Source organism: Bradyrhizobium sp. AZCC 2176, from assembly GCF_036924645.1.
In the GTDB taxonomy this organism is placed as follows: domain Bacteria; phylum Pseudomonadota; class Alphaproteobacteria; order Rhizobiales; family Xanthobacteraceae; genus Bradyrhizobium.
The window spans coordinates 5178419-5197202 of sequence record NZ_JAZHRX010000001.1 but is presented as its reverse complement, the minus strand read 5'-3'; the positions used below and the strand labels follow the sequence as shown (position 1 = coordinate 5197202).

General features: G+C 59.1%; 12 protein-coding genes and 1 pseudogene. 2 read left to right on the top strand and 11 right to left on the bottom strand.

Going from position 1 to position 18784, the window contains the following annotated elements; all coding sequences use genetic code 11:
* Position 1: 1 nt before the first annotated feature.
* The 3 genes from V1288_RS24430 to V1288_RS24420 form a co-directional block, all read right to left on the bottom strand.
* A complete protein-coding gene (locus tag V1288_RS24430; RefSeq protein WP_334359468.1) occupies positions 2-814 on the bottom strand; it encodes an SDR family NAD(P)-dependent oxidoreductase in 813 nt (270 codons plus the stop codon).
* A complete protein-coding gene (locus tag V1288_RS24425; RefSeq protein ID WP_334359467.1) occupies positions 811-2166 on the bottom strand; it encodes an aromatic ring-hydroxylating oxygenase subunit alpha in 1356 nt (451 codons plus the stop codon). The genes V1288_RS24430 and V1288_RS24425 overlap by 4 nt, the downstream gene beginning before the upstream one ends.
* Positions 2167-2232: 66 nt before the next feature.
* Positions 2233-3273 (bottom strand): Bug family tripartite tricarboxylate transporter substrate binding protein, encoded by a 1041-nt coding sequence (locus tag V1288_RS24420; RefSeq protein WP_334359466.1) that lies wholly within the window; start codon positions 3271-3273, stop codon positions 2233-2235.
* 305 nt (positions 3274-3578) lie between these two features.
* On the opposite strand from V1288_RS24420, the gene V1288_RS24415 reads away from it, so the two are divergent.
* Positions 3579-5204, top strand: coding sequence for a thiamine pyrophosphate-binding protein (locus V1288_RS24415; protein ID WP_334359465.1), 1626 nt, complete (start codon positions 3579-3581; stop codon positions 5202-5204).
* 7 nt (positions 5205-5211) lie between these two features.
* The gene (locus V1288_RS24410) at positions 5212-6852 is read left to right on the top strand and encodes an FAD-dependent oxidoreductase (RefSeq protein WP_334359464.1); all 1641 of its coding nucleotides are present in this window, start codon (positions 5212-5214) and stop codon (positions 6850-6852) included.
* Between the two features lie 12 nt (positions 6853-6864).
* Here V1288_RS24410 and V1288_RS24405 read toward each other — a convergent pair.
* From V1288_RS24405 to V1288_RS24370, 8 genes and pseudogenes are all read right to left on the bottom strand, one after another.
* A pseudogene (locus V1288_RS24405) lies at positions 6865-7576 on the bottom strand (Gfo/Idh/MocA family protein); the annotation flags it as partial.
* A gap of 243 nt (positions 7577-7819) precedes the next feature.
* Entirely contained in the window at positions 7820-10927 is a 3108-nt protein-coding gene (locus tag V1288_RS24400; protein WP_334361394.1) for a DEAD/DEAH box helicase, read from the bottom strand.
* Between the two features lie 650 nt (positions 10928-11577).
* On the bottom strand, positions 11578-12417 hold the full coding sequence (locus V1288_RS24395; protein WP_334359463.1) for an ABC transporter ATP-binding protein: 840 nt from the start codon (positions 12415-12417) through the stop codon (positions 11578-11580).
* Positions 12418-12494: 77 nt separating this feature from the next.
* Positions 12495-13817: an ABC transporter substrate-binding protein gene (locus V1288_RS24390; protein ID WP_334359462.1), complete on the bottom strand. Its 1323-nt coding sequence runs from the start codon at positions 13815-13817 to the stop codon at positions 12495-12497.
* A 105-nt stretch (positions 13818-13922) separates the two neighbouring features.
* Positions 13923-15050, bottom strand: coding sequence for a branched-chain amino acid ABC transporter permease (locus V1288_RS24385; RefSeq protein WP_334359461.1), 1128 nt, complete (start codon positions 15048-15050; stop codon positions 13923-13925).
* A gap of 15 nt (positions 15051-15065) precedes the next feature.
* On the bottom strand, positions 15066-15995 hold the full coding sequence (locus V1288_RS24380; protein ID WP_334359460.1) for a branched-chain amino acid ABC transporter permease: 930 nt from the start codon (positions 15993-15995) through the stop codon (positions 15066-15068).
* A gap of 9 nt (positions 15996-16004) precedes the next feature.
* The gene (locus V1288_RS24375; protein WP_334359459.1) at positions 16005-16790 is read right to left on the bottom strand and encodes an ABC transporter ATP-binding protein; all 786 of its coding nucleotides are present in this window, start codon (positions 16788-16790) and stop codon (positions 16005-16007) included.
* On the bottom strand, positions 16787-18757 hold the full coding sequence (locus V1288_RS24370) for an AMP-binding protein (RefSeq protein ID WP_334359458.1): 1971 nt from the start codon (positions 18755-18757) through the stop codon (positions 16787-16789). The genes V1288_RS24375 and V1288_RS24370 overlap by 4 nt, the downstream gene beginning before the upstream one ends.
* Between the last annotated feature and the right edge of the window lie 27 nt (positions 18758-18784).

Below are 18784 nucleotides of genomic sequence, written 5' to 3'. Positions count from 1 at the left end.
CCTAGATAGTGTGGGTCGCGGGCTTCGCTGGTACGGGGCCACCCTGATGGGCAAAGCAACCGACATCGATGATTGTTCCGGAGATCGTCTCCGCCTCCGGTGATATCAGGAAGGCGACGACGTTGGCGACGTCTTCGCCATTCACGGCACGGCCGGCTGCGGTCCCGGGCGCGCCCTGACCGAACCGCGACGGATCGCGGCCTACCCGACCGAGGCTCATCCCGGTCACAATGCCGCCGCCGCCCGGTACCACCGTGTTGACGCGAACATGATGGTGCAAGAAATCGTAGGCGGTCGCTGTCCCGAGCGCCACGAGTCCCCCCTTGCTCGCGCTGTAAGCCGCCATGCCTGGTTTTCCCCAGCCGGCGCCTGAGCCTACGTTGATGATTGCACCACCGCCGGCCCTGATCATGTGCGGAATCACCGCGCGGCTGCACAGATAAGGCCCCTTCAGGTTCACCGCCATGATGCGATCGAACAGGGCCTCGTCGATGTCGAGCACGGTACCGAGCGGACCGATTGCGGCATTGTTCACGAGTGCGTCGATTCGTCCGTACTTCCCCAGCGTTTGATCGACGACCCGAGCGACGTCCTCGGCACTGGAAACGTCTGCCTCCATCAGCACGGCCTGAAGGCCGCGCTGCTTGATCTCAGCTTCCAGGCTCGGAATAGCGTTGGCAGCGGTGCTCGAAACCTGCGCGGTCTCAAGTCCGAACGCGACCACGGAATGCCCTCGTGCGGCAAGGCCAAGGGTAATGGCGCGGCCAATCCCGAAGGTCCCGCCCGTCACGATGACTACGCGCGATGGAATCACTCTGCTGCCCTCTGAGGCAAGTTTCCGCTAACACCAAGGAGTTCATCCCACGCGGCACCCCTGAGGTACGACTTCCAGCGCGCGTAATAGCCGCGCGCAATCTCCTCGGTAATCTGGAGGCTGACAGTGCCACCGAGAGCGTGCTCTTTCGTCCAGGCACCAAGCGACTGCTGATAGTTGAACGGATAGCGGCGAGCGACCGTCCCCATACTGGCAGCGGTGGCATAGAGCCAGTTCTCCATGTCGTCCTGCTCGGTCATCCCGGCCGGACCCGAGTAGCGCATGTAGTAGCGACGTAGATAGTCTTTGGCTTCCTGCGGCGCATCAGCGTCGACCAGAAAGAACCGCCACCCTTCGGTGGAGGTCGGGCTATGTGGGTGCCAGGCGCAAAGCCCGCGAGGCTGACGCCCGTGATACGACGTATTTGGGAAAATCGTGCCGACGAACGGCAACAGCCTCGCCTGCTCTCCGAGTCGCCGTTTGCGCTCCTCGAAGCAGTGACGGAAATATTGCTCCAGCACCGGGTTATCCAGAAACGATTCGATATACTCATTCTCTTCGGGTTGGATCGCGCTATGAACGCCGTGTCCTTCCGGGAAACTGATCCAAACGTGCTGCGCCTTTTCCAGCTCGTCGTCCCGGCGCCCCTTCTTTCCCGCTGCGGCGCTCGGCCCGATGCCGATAAGATCGACAGAGCGATGACTCGGATTGTGGTAGGTGTCGCCGAGAAAATTCTCGGCGGCGAATTTCCAGTTCGCCGGGAAAATCCACTTATGTACGCCGATCACCTCGGAACCGCCGCTCCGGCCATCACGGCAATCGAGCGCCTGGTCGAGATGAATCTTCGCGTCGCCGAGATAGGTGATGAAATCGGGAGCATCCTTGTCCCAGGTGGCCCAGATCGTTCCCTTGTAAATCGCAAGCTTGGCAACTGAAACGAGCGAATTTGCCTCTCGATCAAGCCCCTCGTACAGGGTTCTAAAATGGGGCACGCCTTGGAGCTTGCCATCAGTTGTGTACGTCCAACTGTGGTATGGGCATGTAAAGAGCGAGGTATTCCCGGATTCATAGCGGCACACTTTCATGCCGCGATGACGGCACGAATTGAGAAACGCGTGCACGATGCCCTGCTTGTCCCGGCACAGAATGACAGACTCCTCTCCCATTCGGGTTGTGTAGAAGTCGCCGGGTTTGGGGATCAGGCTCTCGTGCCCGATGAACAGCCAGGCACGGGTGAAAACCTTCTCCAACTCCTCCTTGTAGAGGTCAGGATCAACGAAAATTTCGCGGCTAACGAAGCCCCTGTCCGTATCAACGAGCTTATCCGGATCATCAAAACGGCTATGGGACATATCGTGTTCTCCAGGTTGCTGGTCGAATGCGATCAGCGCTATCAGCGCTTAGTCGGCAGAATGGGGCTAGTCCGTCGAGAGCTTGGCGTCCGTGACAACACGGCTCCACTTCGCAAGGTCCTGAACAATGTTGGCCACATACTTCTCCGGCGTTTCAGCAACTGGCCTCAATCCCTGTTTTGCCAATCTCTCTGCCACATCGGGGGAGCGAAGAATTTCCCCGATCTCCGAGTTGTAGCGCGCGACGATAGCCGGCGGCATGTCAGGCGGCCCGAGAACACCGTAGCGGATATCCGCATCAAAACCGGCGAATCCTAGTTCGTCCAACGTCGGCTGATCCGGAAGCTGCGGCGCGCGCGTCTTCGTCGCTACCGCAAGAATCCTTACCTTGTCCGGCGCCAAAGGAAGCGCCACGTGAACCGGCAGGAACATCGCACTGATATGGCCTCCTATGAGATTGGAGATCGCGCCAGCCGAGTCTCGAAACGGCACGTGCATCAAATCTATCTTTGCCGTGAGCTTGAAGAATTCCATCGCGAGATGGTGCGGAGTGCCGACACCAGGCGAAGCATAATTGATCTCTCCAGGACGACCCTTCGCGTACGCGATCAGCTCCTTGATCGAACTGGCCGGCAGAGAAGGATGGACGACGAGAGCAAGCGTTCCTACTGCAGCTTCAATGACGGGCGTGAAGCCCTTAACGGGGTCGTAGATAACCGGCTTCGTCAGGCTGACATTAGCCGTGAACGGCGGGTCAGCAGTTACGACCAGCGTATGGCCATCCGGCGTAGCGCGCGTGACCATTTGCGATCCAATGCTGCCACTAGCGCCCGTCTTGTTGTCGACGATAACGGGCTGACCAAGCTTCGGCTGCAGTTTTTCAGCAATTATTCTTGCGATGATGTCGGGGCCGGTTCCGGGCGAAAACGGAACAACGAAGGTGACGGGCCGCCGCGACTCCTGCGCCAGCCCCTGCGAGCTGGCCAGAACGGTGAAGAGCATCGCAAGGCAGCTAGCGCTCCGACGCAGCGACGACCACCACGATGAGTTGAAGCGCGGTCGAGCGAAGTCATCACGACGAGATTCCAGTGGACCCGGCGCCATCATTCTGTGTTCCTCGCGCTCTCCTAGGCTGTCCATCTAGTGGACATTATGTTCAATTCTAGTGACACCAAAGAAACGGGTCAAGTAGCCCCGGCAGCGCTCGAACGAACGGGCTCAATTTTTTTGGAAGCGTCTTATGAGGATTGAATGAGGTGCTCGGATCCAGCGTGTCCTTGATGTCAACGTGTCCATGCAACTTCCCTCGAGGTTCTTGCCCGCAATTAAGCTCGGTGTTCGGACAGTGGACATCTGTCTCAAGTCAACATAACGTCCCCAACGTTTGTCGGGAAGGCACCGGAGGCGATTGAATGGAACAGACCGGCGGAGACGCTCTTGCGCGTCAGCTCGCGCTGGAGGGCGTCACTGATGTCTTTGGCGTGCCAGGCGTTCAGCTCGACTGGGCCGTCGACGGGCTTCGCAAGATGAAGGACAGAATTCGCTACCTTGTGGCGAGACACGAGCAAGCGGCCTCGTATATGGCCGACGGACATGCCCGTTCAACGAACGGAATCGGCGTTTGTATGGTGGTGCCGGGCCCCGGCCTTCTAAACGCCATGGCGGGGCTCGCCACCGCTTATGCCTGCAATTCACGCGTCCTCTGCATTTGCGGCGACATTCATTCGTCAGCCGTTGGGAAGGGGCTCGGGCTCCTTCATGAAGTTCGCAACCAAACGAAAATATTAGGCACGGTGACCAAGTGGAACGGACGTGCATCCCGCGCCGAGGACATCCCCAATCTGGTCAGACAGGCATTTCAGCAATTGAAGAAGGGAATCCCCCAACCGGTAGGAATCGAGATCTCACATGATCTCCTGAGTACGACCGCCGATATACCGCTGGTCGACCCTGCGGAACCTGTTGGGACAGATCGTGCTCCGCTTGCGGAGATCGAACGCGCCGCTGAGGTGCTTTCGGCCTGCCGCTTTCCCGTCCTGTATGTAGGAGGCGGCGTGATCGCATCGAACGCCTCCCTCGAACTGCAGGCCCTCGCTGAAAAACTTCAGATGCCGATCGTCATGGGCGAGAACGGCAAAGGTGCCGTATCTGACCGGCACCCCCTTGCATTCAACACGCTTGAAGGCCGCGATCTCTTTTCGCTGGCCGACGTCGTTCTCGTCGTTGGCAGCCGCTTTGTCGAGACGGCAATGGGTAAGCCGGCCTGGCCGCCCGATGACAAGACCTACATTTTTATCAACCTTGATGAAGCTGTATTCGGAGCGCCGAGACGGGCTGATATTGCGATTAAGGCCGACTGTCGGCTGGCGCTCTCTGCACTCGATGCGGCCTGTTCAAAACGTCGGCCCTGCGATGTCGACTTTGAAAAACGAAGGGCTTCTGCACGTGAGCAGATGTTCGGAATCGAACCCCAAGGGGCCTGGGTTCGGGCCCTGAGAGCAGGAATTCCCGATGACGGAGTGTTGGTCAACGAACTCACGCAAGTTGGTTATTTTGCGCGGCTGGCTTATCCGGTTTATCAACCGCACACCTTCCTGACACCAGGCTATCAAGGCACGCTTGGATACGGGTTTCCGACCGCTCTCGGGGTCGCTGCGGCCAATCCCAAGCGCATGGTCGTAAGTATTAATGGGGATGGCGGCTTCGGCTGGGGACTGCAGGAGCTGTCGACGGCAAGGAAGTACAATCTCAACGTGACGATTGTCGTTTTCAACGACGGTCACTTTGGAAATGTGCGCAAGATGCAGCAGGATCAGTTCGGCGAAGAGTTTGGCGTTCAGCTATGTAATCCAAAGTATGACCGGCTCGCCGCCGCTTTCGAGATTCCCTACAAGCTCGCCGAAGGGCCGTCCGATTTGGAGCGACTTCTTGTCGAACGCGCATCAAATCCTGGACCGATTTTGATCGAGGCGAAGGGCCCCATGCCGAGTCCTTGGCATCTGCTTCGGCTGGTACCCCCGCCCTTTGCCAAGAGATAATCTCCTCATGCTGACTGAAACCGCATCGTTTGATGTACTTATCGTAGGCGCCGGTCCAGTAGGGCTTACGCTGGCGCTCGATCTGGCTTCCCGCGGGATTGGCGTTGGAATCATAGAACGTCGTCCCGCCGGCGAACCGCCGAGTGTGAAGTGCAATCATGTCTCCGCCCGCTCGATGGAGATTTTTCGGCGCCTCAAAGTCGCGCAAGACCTGCGAAATGCCGGATTGCCGGAGGACTATCCCAATGATGTCAGCTATAGGACCACGACCCTCGGCATCGAGATCGCAAGGATCAAGATTCCCGCCAGGAAGTATCGCTACTCCGATAAGTCCGGGCCTGACGGTTGGTGGCCTACTCCCGAACCGCCACACCGCATCAATCAGATATTTCTTGAGCCCATCCTGTTTCAGCGAGCAGCTAGTACGGATGGCATCACCATTTTCAATGAGACTGCCTATTCAAGATTCAAGGAGGATCAGTCTGGCGTAACCGCGTTCGCCACATCGGCCTCCGGCAACGAACAGCAATTCCGCGCGCGATTTCTCATCGGATGCGACGGCGGCAGTTCCGCGGTGCGCAAGCAGATCGGCGCTGCGTTCAAAGGCGACCCGGTCGTCCAACGCGTTCAGTCCACTTACGTAGAGGCGCCGGATCTCATAGCAAAGATGGTGGTGCCGCCGGCTTGGGCGATGTTTTCACTCAACCCAAGACGCTGCGGAAACGTATACGCGATCGACGGCAAGCAGCGCTGGCTCGTCCACAACTATCTGAAGCCTGACGAAACTGACTTCGAAAGCGTCGATCGGAACGCATCCATACGTACCATTCTGGGCGTTGGTCCCGACTTTCAATACAAGGTTCTCAGCAAGGAGGATTGGATTGGAAGAAGATTGGTTGCGGATCGATTCCGGCAAGGTCGTGTCTTCATATGCGGCGATGCCAGTCACATCTGGGTACCCTATGCAGGCTACGGCATGAACGCCGGAATTGCGGACGCCGAAAATCTGGCGTGGCTTCTTGCCGCTCATCTGAAGGGCTGGGCCAGCGATGCAATACTCGACGCCTATGAAGCCGAACGCATGCCGATTACGGCTCAAGTGTCTCATTTCGCCATGAACCACGCGCACGCCATGTTTGAGCAAAGAAGCGCAGTACCGGATGACATTGAGGAGAGCGGACAGCAGGGCGACGAACTAAGGGAAGCTTTGGGTAAGGCCGCATATGAGCTGAACGTTCAACAATACTGCTGCGCCGGCCTGAACTTTGGATATTTTTACGCGAACTCCCCCATCATCGCCTACGATGGCACAACGGCGCCGGAATACACGATGGGAAGCTTCACCCCCTCAACGGTGCCGGGGGCGCGACTGCCGCATTTCTGGCTGTCCGAGGGCGAATCTATCTATGACAGGCTGGGACCTTACTACACGCTGGTACGAACTGATCCTGGTTTGGATGTAACCCTCCTTTTGAAATACGCGGAGGCTTACAGCGTGCCTCTCAGGCTTCTCGATGTCGGAGAAAAACCATCCGAGCTGGATCGCAAGCTAATTGTTGTTCGCTCTGACCGGCACGTAGCGTGGCGGTCCAATAGCTCCCCCACGGATCCGTTAGGCCTACTTAGAACGTTGTCGGCCCGAGCTTAGTCGAAGCCCGCTCTATGACTCGCCTTCGGCGCGCAAAGTTAATACGTCGGCATTTACGCGATCCGAACCCAGGGCGCCGCCATTGCTCGAGGATGAGTTCACCGCGGCTTCGATGAACTTCACGCCGGCGAGGCCATCCTCGATGGTCGGGAAGATCATCGCCGGATCCGGCGCTTTGCCGGCCTGTGCTGCTCGGATGGCGCGCGCCGTCTCAGCATAGATTATTGCGAAACCCTTAAGATAACCCTCGGGCTGCCCCGATGGCACACCGGTGACACGGCCCGCCTCGACCAAGGCGCCGGCACCGCCGCGGGTCAAGAGTTGCTTGGGCTGCCCGTAAGGCGTGAACCAGAGATAGTTCGGATTTTCGTGTGCCCATTCGAGGCCGCCCTTGATCCCATATACGCGCAGCTTTAGGCCGTTCTCATTGCCGACCGCGACCTGGCTCGCCCAAAGCATACCCTTGGCACCTCCCTTCCACTTGATTGGCACCTCCCTTCCACTTGAGAAGGATCTGGACGTCGTCATCGAGACGCCGGCCGCCAACGAAGGTCGAGAGCTGGGCGAGTAGTTCGTCAGGCTCAAGTCCAGTGACGAAGCAGGCGAGATTGAAGGCGTGGGTGCCGATGTCGCCGATGCACCCGCCCGCGCCGGATCGGGACGGGTCCGTGCGCCACGCGGCCTGCTTATGGCCGCTTGCTTCTAGTGGCTCCGTCAGCCCGTCGGGTTGAACTCTGCGTCCTTGACGTAGCGAGGAATATCGCCGGTCCCTTGATCATCTTCATCAAATGCTTTCTTCTCCCATGATGCTCCAGCACCGCGTGCCCGCCGTGCTCGATATCTCACTCGCTTCCCCACCAGGTGTGCTCCGTGAAAGCAACGCAACAAACGATTCACGGGTTTCCGGACGGATCCGTACCGTGCCATTTTTAATCACATCTTACGTGGAGCTTGTGAGTGGCCGCGGTCACTCGTCCAGAAGATCGAGGAACTCTTCGACCTTCCTAAGCGCTCCTTCACGACCACCGTTACTGATGTAGACGACCCGATCGCCGTCGCGTTGCAGCGATCGCGCCCTGGATTTCCGAAGCCGTCCCGGCAGAAATGTCGCGGCTACGGCATCCGGGCCGACATCAAACCTTATGATTCCTCTTCGCCTGAACTCGATCCTGAGCCTTGCTACGGCAAAGAAATCGCGGGCCGCCGGAGGCAATCTGCCGAAGCGACGGGAAGTCTCCTCCTCCAAATCGTCCAGCTCATCTTCGCTTCGACATCTGGCAACGCGACCGTAGATTTCCAGCCGAACCGCCTCCGATTGCACGTAGCCCGCGGGCAACATGTCCCCTACCGGCAGATTTAGGTCGGGCACCCACAGGTCGGCCGCCCTATCGTCGGCTTTCTCCGAGGCCAATTTTAGAAGGTGGCTGTAGAGCACGGGTCCGAACACCTGCACATGGCCCGACTGCCGCTTTGAAAGCACATCCCCCGCTCCCCTGAGGTCCAGATCCCGCGCGCTGATGGCAAAACCTGCGCCCGGTCTGCTGAACTCCTGCAGAACGGCCAATCGCTTCTCAGATCGCTCCGAGTCCGAATCGGTCAACAAATGCGCAAACGCGCGTATCCCACCGCGTCCCACCCTTCCTCTGAGTTGATGAAGTTGCGCAAGACCGAACCTTTCGGGCCAACAGACCACGATCGTGTTTGCACGTGGGATATCGAGACCGCTCTCCACGATGTTGGTCGCCAGCAGCACGTCCGCCGCGCCTTCGACGAAGCTCATCATTCGGTCGTCTATGTCGTCGGCGGGCAGCTTGCCATGCAGACAGACGATGCGGAGATCCGGGGCCACCGATTGAACGCGCGCCAGCATCGGGTCCAAATCTTGAATACGCGGACAGATCAAGAAGCTCTGCCCATGGCGCCTTTGCTCGCGCAGCAATGCCGCGGCAATAGCAGCATCCGAAAGCGGAGCGATCCTGGTGACGACCGGGAGTCGATGAACGGGCGGAGAGGCAATGATGCTGAGATCCCTGAAGCCAGCAAGACCGCCGGCGAGAGTCCGTGGAATCGGCGTGGCGCTCATCCAAAGGTTATGAACACTTTTGGCCAGCCCGGAAAGTGTCGCCTTTTCTGCCGCCCCAAAATGCTGTTCCTCGTCGATAACGACGAGTCCGAGGCCGGCGAACTTCACGTCCTTCGAGGCGAGAGCCTGCGTTCCGACCACAACCTTCAATTTTCCACTCTTCAGCCCCTCCTTCACCCCTCTCGCCTCCGAACCCGAATCGGTCCGCGACAAACTTCCCACTTCGATACCGAAAGGTGCGAAACGTTTGCGGAAAGTCGCGACATGCTGTCTTGCTAGGACCGTCGTCGGTACCGCGATCGCCACCTGCTTCCCTGACAACACGACGGCGGCCGTGGCTCGCAACGCCACCTCGGTCTTGCCGAACCCGACGTCGCCGCAAATGACCCTGTCCATGGGGTGGCCCGACGCAAGATCATCCAAAACGTCCCTAATGGCCTTCGCTTGGTCGACCGTCGTGAAATACGGAAAGCGCGCGACGAACCTCTCGTAGGCGGGACCAGGGGGTACAAGTTTCGGAGCGCGTCGGCGGCGTCGCTGGCTGATGTGTTTGGAAAGCTGCTTGCCGGCGATTTGGATTTCGTGCTCCGCCTCAGTTCGCCGAGTCCACCAGGTACTTCCATCGGCTTTGTCGAGGCTCAACTCGCCGAGCTCCGACGCGTATGGCCAGATCATGGTCAGGTCGGCGGGCGGAACGAGAACGGCATCGTCTCCCGCAAATACGAGCCTGATCATTTCGCGAGACGACCCGCTCCCCGTTGCCACGGTTTGCAAGCCGTCGAGCAAGGCTAGTCCCCGCTGCAGATGAACGACCACTATACCCCGCTCGGGCACATCTGCGTGGTCGAAAGCCGCGCTCCAGCTTCTAGCCATCGGCTGCGAATGATGAGCCCTGCTGCCGAGCACATCGGAAGCAGTGACGACAACAAGAGGTTTCCCGCCAGGCATGACAAAACCCCTATCGAAGTCGGCCAGAAGCGCCGCTTCCCGGTTCCGTCCGGCCGTCGCATCCTTCCAATCCGCAAAGCGCTCCGCCTTGACACCGCTCATCCGCTCCATCACGCGCAGGTCGTCCTCCTGCGCCGCGACGAAAACCAGCCGTGAACCGGCGCGTTGCGTCGCGTCGACGAAGGCGCGGAGCGCCTTCCTGGGTGATGCGACCTGCGAAAAGTCCGGTGTGGGAGCGAAAGATGCCTTTTGCGACAACACGTTCATACGCTTGGTCGCCTGCTTCCATTCGCGCCTCCCGAGGTATTCGCGCTCTCTGTCAGCGCGACCGGCCGCCTCCTCGATGGTGCTAAGCCAGCCGTCGGCATGCGCTGAAACCCCTGCATCCGCTGTCAACTTGGCACGACCACAATAGTCGAACAGGGTCGAGCGTTTTCCGCGTCTATTCCCGAACGCCAGCCGCTCTGACATCGGGTCGATGAGAAGCTCCTTCGTCTCAAGAACGATGTCATGTTCTGTCGGATCGAACGCCACGATCCGACGTATCACCCCGCCGGAATGCTCTACTCTGAACGGGCCAAGCGCACCGGCGGGAAAAATCTCGAATGTCTTCCCGTGAAACAGCGCACCGCCGGGATAGTCCGCCTCGTCATCGAGGTCATATCCGAGGGCCTCAAGCCGCGCCCGAAGTTCTTGCTCAGAAAACGCCGCGCCCACTTTCAAACGGATGACCACGCGGGACCAACTCGCCAGCGTAGGCAAGCGCTCCATCACGGCCTCTGCCGTGGACACGAGCAGGATCGGCTTCTCAGGCTTGGCAAGGCGCCTCAAGACCGAGCTTCGTCTACCCGCGATTTCGTGCGATGGCTCCAGTTGATCGAAAGGCAGCGTATTCAGTCTCGGAAAAACGAGTACATCGCATGAAGGGTCGAGGGCATGAATGATGGCACCCAGCCGCTCGGCCCTATTCTCGTTTTCAGCAAGAAAGACGAGGCCTTTGCGGCCAGACTTTCTCCATTGCGCGAGCAGATGGAGGGCCATCATCCCTAGGGGGGATGAAGTAGAGGTCGCAGTCCGCGGTGAAGAATTTTTTCGCTTCGCTGCCCTGCTGACAACGCGCGCTTTGCTAGAACGGCCCACTTTGAACCCGTCGTTGATTCGCGACCAGCTGAGGCTGATGGCGAGTGTTGCTTCGAACAGGCCTGCTCTGATGTGGGAGCTACAGCCTAGGGCTACGTACATATGCGAATTCGGTCGCAGACGCACGTTTCTGATCTAATCGTTCCGTGAAACATTGCTTGGGGGGAGCGGAGGCGTCTCGATCGTCGTTCTTTTTCCGACACGGTGCGTTTCGGTTCGCGTTTCCGATCCCGCTGCTGAGACTCTCGGAGTTCGCATGGCTTCTTTGGCAACATAACACCTAACTGGAGGCAGACACATGATCAAAGATATTCTTGTCAACCTGTCTTACGGGACATCGCAAGGTGGCGTTCCAACTACGCCTTATCGGTTGCGGAAACATTCGGCGCACACATCATTCTTGGCGGAACGACGCGTGGTATGCTTGCCTCGATGACCAAACCGACATCGATGTTGCACTGATCGGATGCCGGTGTGAGACAAACCACGGTCTGGTCTTGCGCCACGCCTCGCGCGGCGCGCCTCAACGCGCGCCGATCGCTTGGCGCCATTGCCTAAATGAGCCAGCGTTTGCGCCGCTTGTAGTGCTTCACATCGCGGAATGATCTTCGCTTCTCCCCGGCGACGCCAAGATAGAATTCCTTGACGTCCTCATTTGCGGCGAGCGCCCTCGCCTCGCCATCCATCACCACGCGGCCATTTTCGAGGACATATCCGTAATTGGCGTATTTGAGTGCCATATTGGTGTTCTGCTCGGCGAGAAGAAACGAGACACCTTCCTTGACGTTCAGATCCTTCACGATCTCGAAGATCTCTTCGACTATCTGCGGCGCGAGGCCCATCGAAGGCTCGTCGAGCAGGATCATCGTCGGGCGCGACATCAGCGCACGGCCGATCACGCACATCTGCTGTTCGCCGCCTGACGTATAGCCGGCGGTCGAACCACGCCGCTCCCCGAGACGGGGGAAATAGGCATAGACTCGCTCCAGATCCTGCGCGATCGCTGCCTTGCCGTCGGTCCGCGTAAAGGCGCCGGTCAGGAGATTCTCTTCGACCGTGAGGTGAGCAAAGCAACGCCGTCCCTCCATCACCTGAATGCAGCCGCGCCGCACCACATCGTTTGGCGACAGGGACTGCACTTCGACGCCGTCGAACAGGATCGAGCCCTTGGTGACCTCGCCACGCTCCGCATGCAGCAGATTGGAGACCGCCTTCAGCGTCGTTGTCTTGCCCGCACCATTGGCACCGAGAAGCGCGACAATACCGCCCCGCGACACATCCAGCGATACACCCTTCAATACGAGGATGACGTGATCGTAGACAACCTCGATATTGTTGACCGACAGAAACGGCGCTGCCGCTTCTGTCGCCGTGGGCGCCTTACGGTTTGACACGCTACTCTCTCCAGACGGTATCGGCTCTCCGAAGATCCGGGAGGAGCGAACGCTCCTCCTGGATCGCCGAGATGTGCTCAGCTTTCTTTCGAGCAGTCGCGCGGCTGAATCTTCTTCTCCGCCGCATACTTCGCGGAAACGTCGTCGACGAGCGGCTCGGTGTCGGATTGGTTGGCCGTGTACCAGTCGGAGATGACTTTCCAGCCCTTGCCGTCCCACTGCTGCACGCGCCCCTCCCGCGCGCCCTCGTGATCGGAGCAGGAAATCTTGATCGGCTTCAACATGCCCTCGAAGCCGATTTCCTTGATACGGGCTTCAGAGAGGTTGAGGTTTTCCAAACCCCATCGGACCTGCTCGCCCGTGAGAGGCTTCTTGCCGAATTTTTCCTGCGCCTTGCGGATCGCCTCTATCCCGAGCATGGCGTTCACCATGCCGCGGTTGTAGAGAACCTCGCCGACCTTGCCAGGCTCCGACGACGACCCCTTGCCCCTTGCATAGACGTATTTTTCGATGTCGGCATGCACGGGGAATTTGCCTGCACCATGCTGAAGCATAAGCGACTTATAGCCTGTGGCTTGATCGCCAGCGGGTGTTACATCCGGCTCCGCCCCTGACCACCAGACACCGATCATCTTGTCGCGCGGATAGGCAACGGCCGCGGCTTCCTTGACCGCCGTGCCGTTCATGACTCCCCAGCCCCAGACCAGGACATAGTCCGGCCGGTTCTGGCGGATCGCCAGCCATTGCGACTTCTGTTCGACACCGGGGTGCGTGACCGGGATCGGCGTAAACTCGAAGCCGTACTTCCTTGCCAGCACCTGCAGCATCGGGATCGGCTCCTTGCCGTAAGGGCTGTCGTGGTAGAGCAGCGAAATCTTCTTGCCTTTCAGCTTGTCGAAACCGCCGACCTCCTTGGCGATGTGCTGGATCGCGATATCGGCTGCGGACCAGTACGTGCCGAGCAGCGGAAAATTGTACGCGAACACGGCTCCGTTCTTCGAATCGGCGCGACCATAGCCCATCGTGATAATCGGGATCTTGTCGGTTGCGGTCTTTTCGGTGAGGGCGAATGTAATGCCGGTCGACAGCGGATTGATGAAGGCTGCACCGGTCGGACCCTTGCCTTTGAGCCGCTCGTAACATTCAACGCCCTTGTCGGTGGCATAGCCGGTCTCGCATTCCTCGACCATGAGCTTGACGCCGTTAATGCCGCCGTCGCGCTCGTTGATAAGGTTGTAATAGTCGGCCACGCCGTTTGCGTACGGCACGCCATTCACGGCATACGCGCCCGTTCGGTAGGATAGTATCGGGATGAACTGCTCGTTCTGCGCTGCAGCAGGAGAGGCAAGCGCCCCGCCCGAAAGGATGGCTGCAGCCAGCATCAGTTTGTTGCGTAGCATGATTGATGTCCTCCTCTTTGAGCCCTCTTTTGTGTCGGGGGCTTTGCTTCCTCACTCCTTCCACCAACGGCCGTCACCCGCGTGCGATCTCAACCCGATCGCTCTTCAGTAAGGAAACGGCCAAAGTCTGAGCTTCTCCTTGCCAATCGATATAAGCCGGGCAAACCCGTGTGGCTCCTTGATGAGAAGATAGCAGATCAACGATCCAAAGATGATAAACTCCAGATGAGTAATCGTCTCCGTCGAAATCGGCACACCGAGCTGGGTTGGAATCAGGTTCAGCATGATCGGCAGAATGAGGATGAAGGCCGCACCGACGAACGAACCCATGATCGATCCGAGGCCGCCGATGATCACCATGAACAGAAGCTGCAGCGAGCGGTCGATCGAGAAGGCGAGCGGCTCCCACGAGCCCAGATAGACGAACGCCCAGAGTGCGCCCGCCACGCCGATGATAAATGAAGAAACCGCGAAAGCCGTGAGCTTTGCATAGAGCGGCCGGATACCGATCAACTCGGCGGCGATGTCCATGTCGCGGATCGCCATCCATTGTCTGCCGAGATTGCCGCGAACGAGGTTTTTCGCCAGAACCGCGAACACCGTTACGAAGATCAGGCACAGCATATAGCGCTCGATCGGCGTGCCTACGTTCAGACCGAAGAAGTCTAGTGTCGGTGCATTGACCGACCCTGACGGCGCATAATTGGTGAACCACGACACCCGCAGGAACACCCAGTCGAAAAAGAACTGCGCTGCGAGTGTTGCGACCGCCAGATAGAGGCCCTTGATCCGCAGACTGGGAATACCGAAGAGGATTCCGGCAACAGCCGCCATGAGCCCGCCGAGCAGAATGGCTACCAGTACGGGCAGCGGCGGGATCGACAGCGCGAAGCCAAGCCAGGCAAGCGGAATGTGAACACCGGTCCCCAGCTTGTAAGCAGAATAGGCGCCGATGGCCATGAACGCGCCGCTGCCGAGCGAGATCTGACCGCAATAGCCGACAAGAATGTTTACGCCGATAGCGGCGAGCGCGAGGATCAGGAAGGGCAGCAGAATGGCGCGAAGCAGATAGTCGCTGCCGAACGGCCAAATATCGAAGTCGGCCAGCAGCGGCACGCCAATGAAGGCGATACCGAGCAAGATGGCGAGCGCCATACGGTCCTGGCGGATCGGGAAGATCGCCATATCCTCCGCATAGGTCGTCTTGAATTGGCCGGCCTCACGATAAAGCACAACGAACTCCTCGTCTCAGATGCGTTCGATGATCCGCTCGCCGAACAGCCCCTGCGGCCGTACGAGCAGCACCGCCAACGCCAGCACATAGGCGAACCAATATTCGATACCGCCACCAATATGAGCCCCCAGGAACACCTCGGCGATCTTCTCGCCCGCGCCCACAATGAGCCCGCCGACGATGGCCCCTGGAACCGAGGTAAGGCCTCCGATGATCAGAACCGGCAAGGCCTTCAGCGCGAGAAACGTGATGGAGAACTGTACGCCCAGTTTGGTACCCCACACGGTCGCCGCAACAAGCGCGACGAGACCGGCAGCAAGCCAGACCACGAACCAGATCCAGCTGATTGGAATCCCGACCGACTGCGCGGCCAGGTGGTCGTCGGCAACCGCCCTGAGTGCGCGACCAGTCTTGGTACGCTCGAAGAAGATCGCGAGGCCCGCGACCAGAATGCCGGCGATAAAGCCGCCCCAGACATCCAGTTTGTTGACCAGAATTCCACCGGGAAAGAGATTTTCAAACAGGAACCAGGCGTCCGTCGGAAATAGCCGCAAAGGGTAAGCATCGGAACCGAAGATCATCTGCGCCGCACCCTCGAGGATGAATGTTACGCCGATGGTGGACATGAACAGCGTGAGGCCGTCCTGGTTGACAAGCGGCCCGATCACGAACCGCTCGATCAGCCAGGCGGTTATCGCCATGATCACGGCAGCGAAGCCAAAGCCAAAGATGATCGCAGCCCAAAGCGGGAAACCCCATGCCACCAGCAGGTCGAGCGAGCGAACCAGCGCAAGCCCGGCGAGCAACACCATTGCGCCTTGCGCAAAGTTAAAGACGCCGGATGCTTTGAAGATCAACACGAAACCGAGAGCGACCAGCGAGTACAGCACGCCGGACATCAATCCACCGATCAGCACTTCGAGAAATTGACCCAACCCGATCACGCAATGCTCCTAGTGCGCGACGCCGAGATAGGCGTCGATGACGCCCTTATTCTCCTTGACCTCATCCGGCGTGCCGTCGGCGATCTTCACGCCGTGATCGAGCACCGCCACGCGATGGGAGAGATCCATCACCACAGCCATGTCGTGCTCGATCAGCGCAATGGTCGTGCCGTAATGATTGTTGACGTCGATGATGAAGCGCGACATGTCCTCCTTCTCCTCGAGGTTCATGCCTGCCATCGGCTCGTCGAGGAGAAGAAGATCCGGCTCCATCGCAAGGGCGCGGCCGAGTTCGACGCGTTTCTGCAGGCCGTATGGCAAACGCGCAACCGGCACCTTGCGGATCGCCTCAATCTCCAGAAAATCAATGATCTCCTCGACCCGGTGCCGATGCTCGATCTCCTCCGCCAGCGCAGGGCCGTAGCGCAGCATCTGCCACAGAAGTCCCCGGCGCATCTTCAATGTGCGGCCAGCCATAATATTGTCGAGCGCGCTCATTCCCTTGAACAGTGCGACGTTCTGAAAGGTGCGCGCGATACCGCCCCGGGACGCCTCGAACGGCTGCATCTCGGCGCGGGTCCTTCCCTTGAAGGTGATGACGCCGCGATTGGGATGATAAAAGCCGTTGACGACGTTGAGCATCGAAGTCTTCCCGGCGCCGTTCGGTCCGATGATGGCGCGAATTTCACCTTTCCTGATGTCAAACGAAACGTCCCTCAGCGCTTTCACGCCGCCAAACGCCAGCGACACGCCCTCGACCTGAAGCAGGACTTCGCTCGTGTCCGGCATTCTCATGCGGCTCTCCCCAAAGGTTCCGCCGCACCAATTGTTTCCACGTCGCGGATCCTGACCCGTGCCGCGATCACGCCTTTGCGGCCGTCCTCAAAAGTGACCTCGGTGGAAATGTCGGCTTCATGCGAACCGTCGTAGAGCGCCGTGACAAGTGGCGCATATCGCTCGGCGATGAACCCGCGGCGAACCTTCTGCGTGCGGGTCAATTCGCCATCGTCTGCGTCGAGTTCCTTATGCAGAATGAGAAAGCGACGAATCTGCGCACCCGCCAGCACCTTTCCCTCCGCGAGGGAGCGGTTCACCTCGGCAACATCTTTCGCCACCATGTCGTAGACCAGCGGATGCCCCGCCAGCTCCTGATAGGAACCGTATGCGATGTTGTTGCGTTCGGCCCAGTTCGCCACAGCGACCGGGTCGATATTAAGGAAGGCGCAAACGAAATCCCTGGAGTCGCCATAAACGACCGCTTCCTTGATGTTGGGAAAAAACTTCAACTTGTTCTCAAGATACTTCGGCGCAAACATCGTGCCGCCAGCCAGCCGACCAACATCCTTTGCGCGATCGATGATCTTCAGGTGCCCGGTCTTCTCGTCGAAGAAACCGGCGTCGCCGGTCTTGACGTAGCCGTCGGACGTCATGGCCTCCGCGGTCTTTGCCTGATCCTTGAAGTATCCAACGAACATGCCCGGCGAGTGAAACTGCACTTCGCCTGTTTCCGCAATGCGGATGTCGACGTTCGGTGCAGCCGGGCCGACCGTATCGGAGTAGATCTCACCGTCCGGCTGGCAGGTAACGTAAAGGAACGCTTCGGTCTGGCCGTACAATTGCTTCAGGTTTAATCCGATCGAGCGGTAGAACGCGAACAGATCCGGACCGATGGCCTCGCCTGCAGTGTAGGCGACGCGCACGCGAGACAGGCCAAGAACGTTCTTGAGGGGCTCGTAGACCATCAAACGCCCGACCGCATAGAGCAGCCGGCCAGACAGCGGCACCGACTTTCCGGTCAAAATCGACTCGCCATACCGCCGCGCAATGCCAAGGAAGTAGTTGAACATGCGCCGCTTAATGGCTGCAGCGTCCTCCATGCGGATCATCACCCGCGTCAGCATGGCCTCGAATCCACGCGGCGGGGCGAAATAGAAGGTTGGTCCGATCTCGCGCCGATCCTGTTCGATCGTCTCACTGCTCTCGGGACACGCCATGCAGAATCCGGCGACAATGCCCTGTGCATAGTTGAGGTAATGATCACCAACCCAGGCGAGCGGCAGGTAGGCGAGCGCCACGTCCTTGTCGGTCAGGCTGTCAAACCTGACGGTGTCAGTCGCAGCGTCGATGCAGCCTCGCGCCGACAGCATGACGCCCTTCGACGCGCCGGTCGTTCCCGAGGTGTAGAGGATGATCGAGATGTCAGAACCTTCACCCTGCCGAATGAACTCATCGATCTGCCTGCCGAGCGCCGCGCTGGCCGCAAGCGCGGTTCGGCCATCTTCGATGACATCGCGGATTCCGATCAACCGGTCGTGATCGTAGTCATCGAGGCCACGCGGCTCGTCATAGACGACCTTGTGGAGATGCGGCACCCGGTCGGATACAGAAAAGACCTTGTCGACCTGCTCTTGATCTTGCGCCGCAACAAACCTCACGTCAGCGTGAGCGAGGACATAAGCAAGCTCGTCAGCCACTGCATCCGAATAAACCGGAACCGGAATCGCGCGCAGCACCTGCGCTGCCATCAGCGTCCAATAGAGCTTCGGCCGGTTGGAACCAACGATGGCGATCGTGTCTCCCGGCTGCAGTCCAAGCCGATGCAAGCCCGCAGCGTAAGCGCGCACGATCTCTGCGACTTGGGCCCAGGTCCACGTCTGCCAGATGCCGAGATCCTTGTGCCGAAACGCAGGACGGCTGCTAAACCGCGCGGCATTTCGCGCCAGCAGCTTGGGGAACGTGTCAAACGATCCGCCAACGGCCATGTCGGTCTCTATCTAAAACCGGCACGT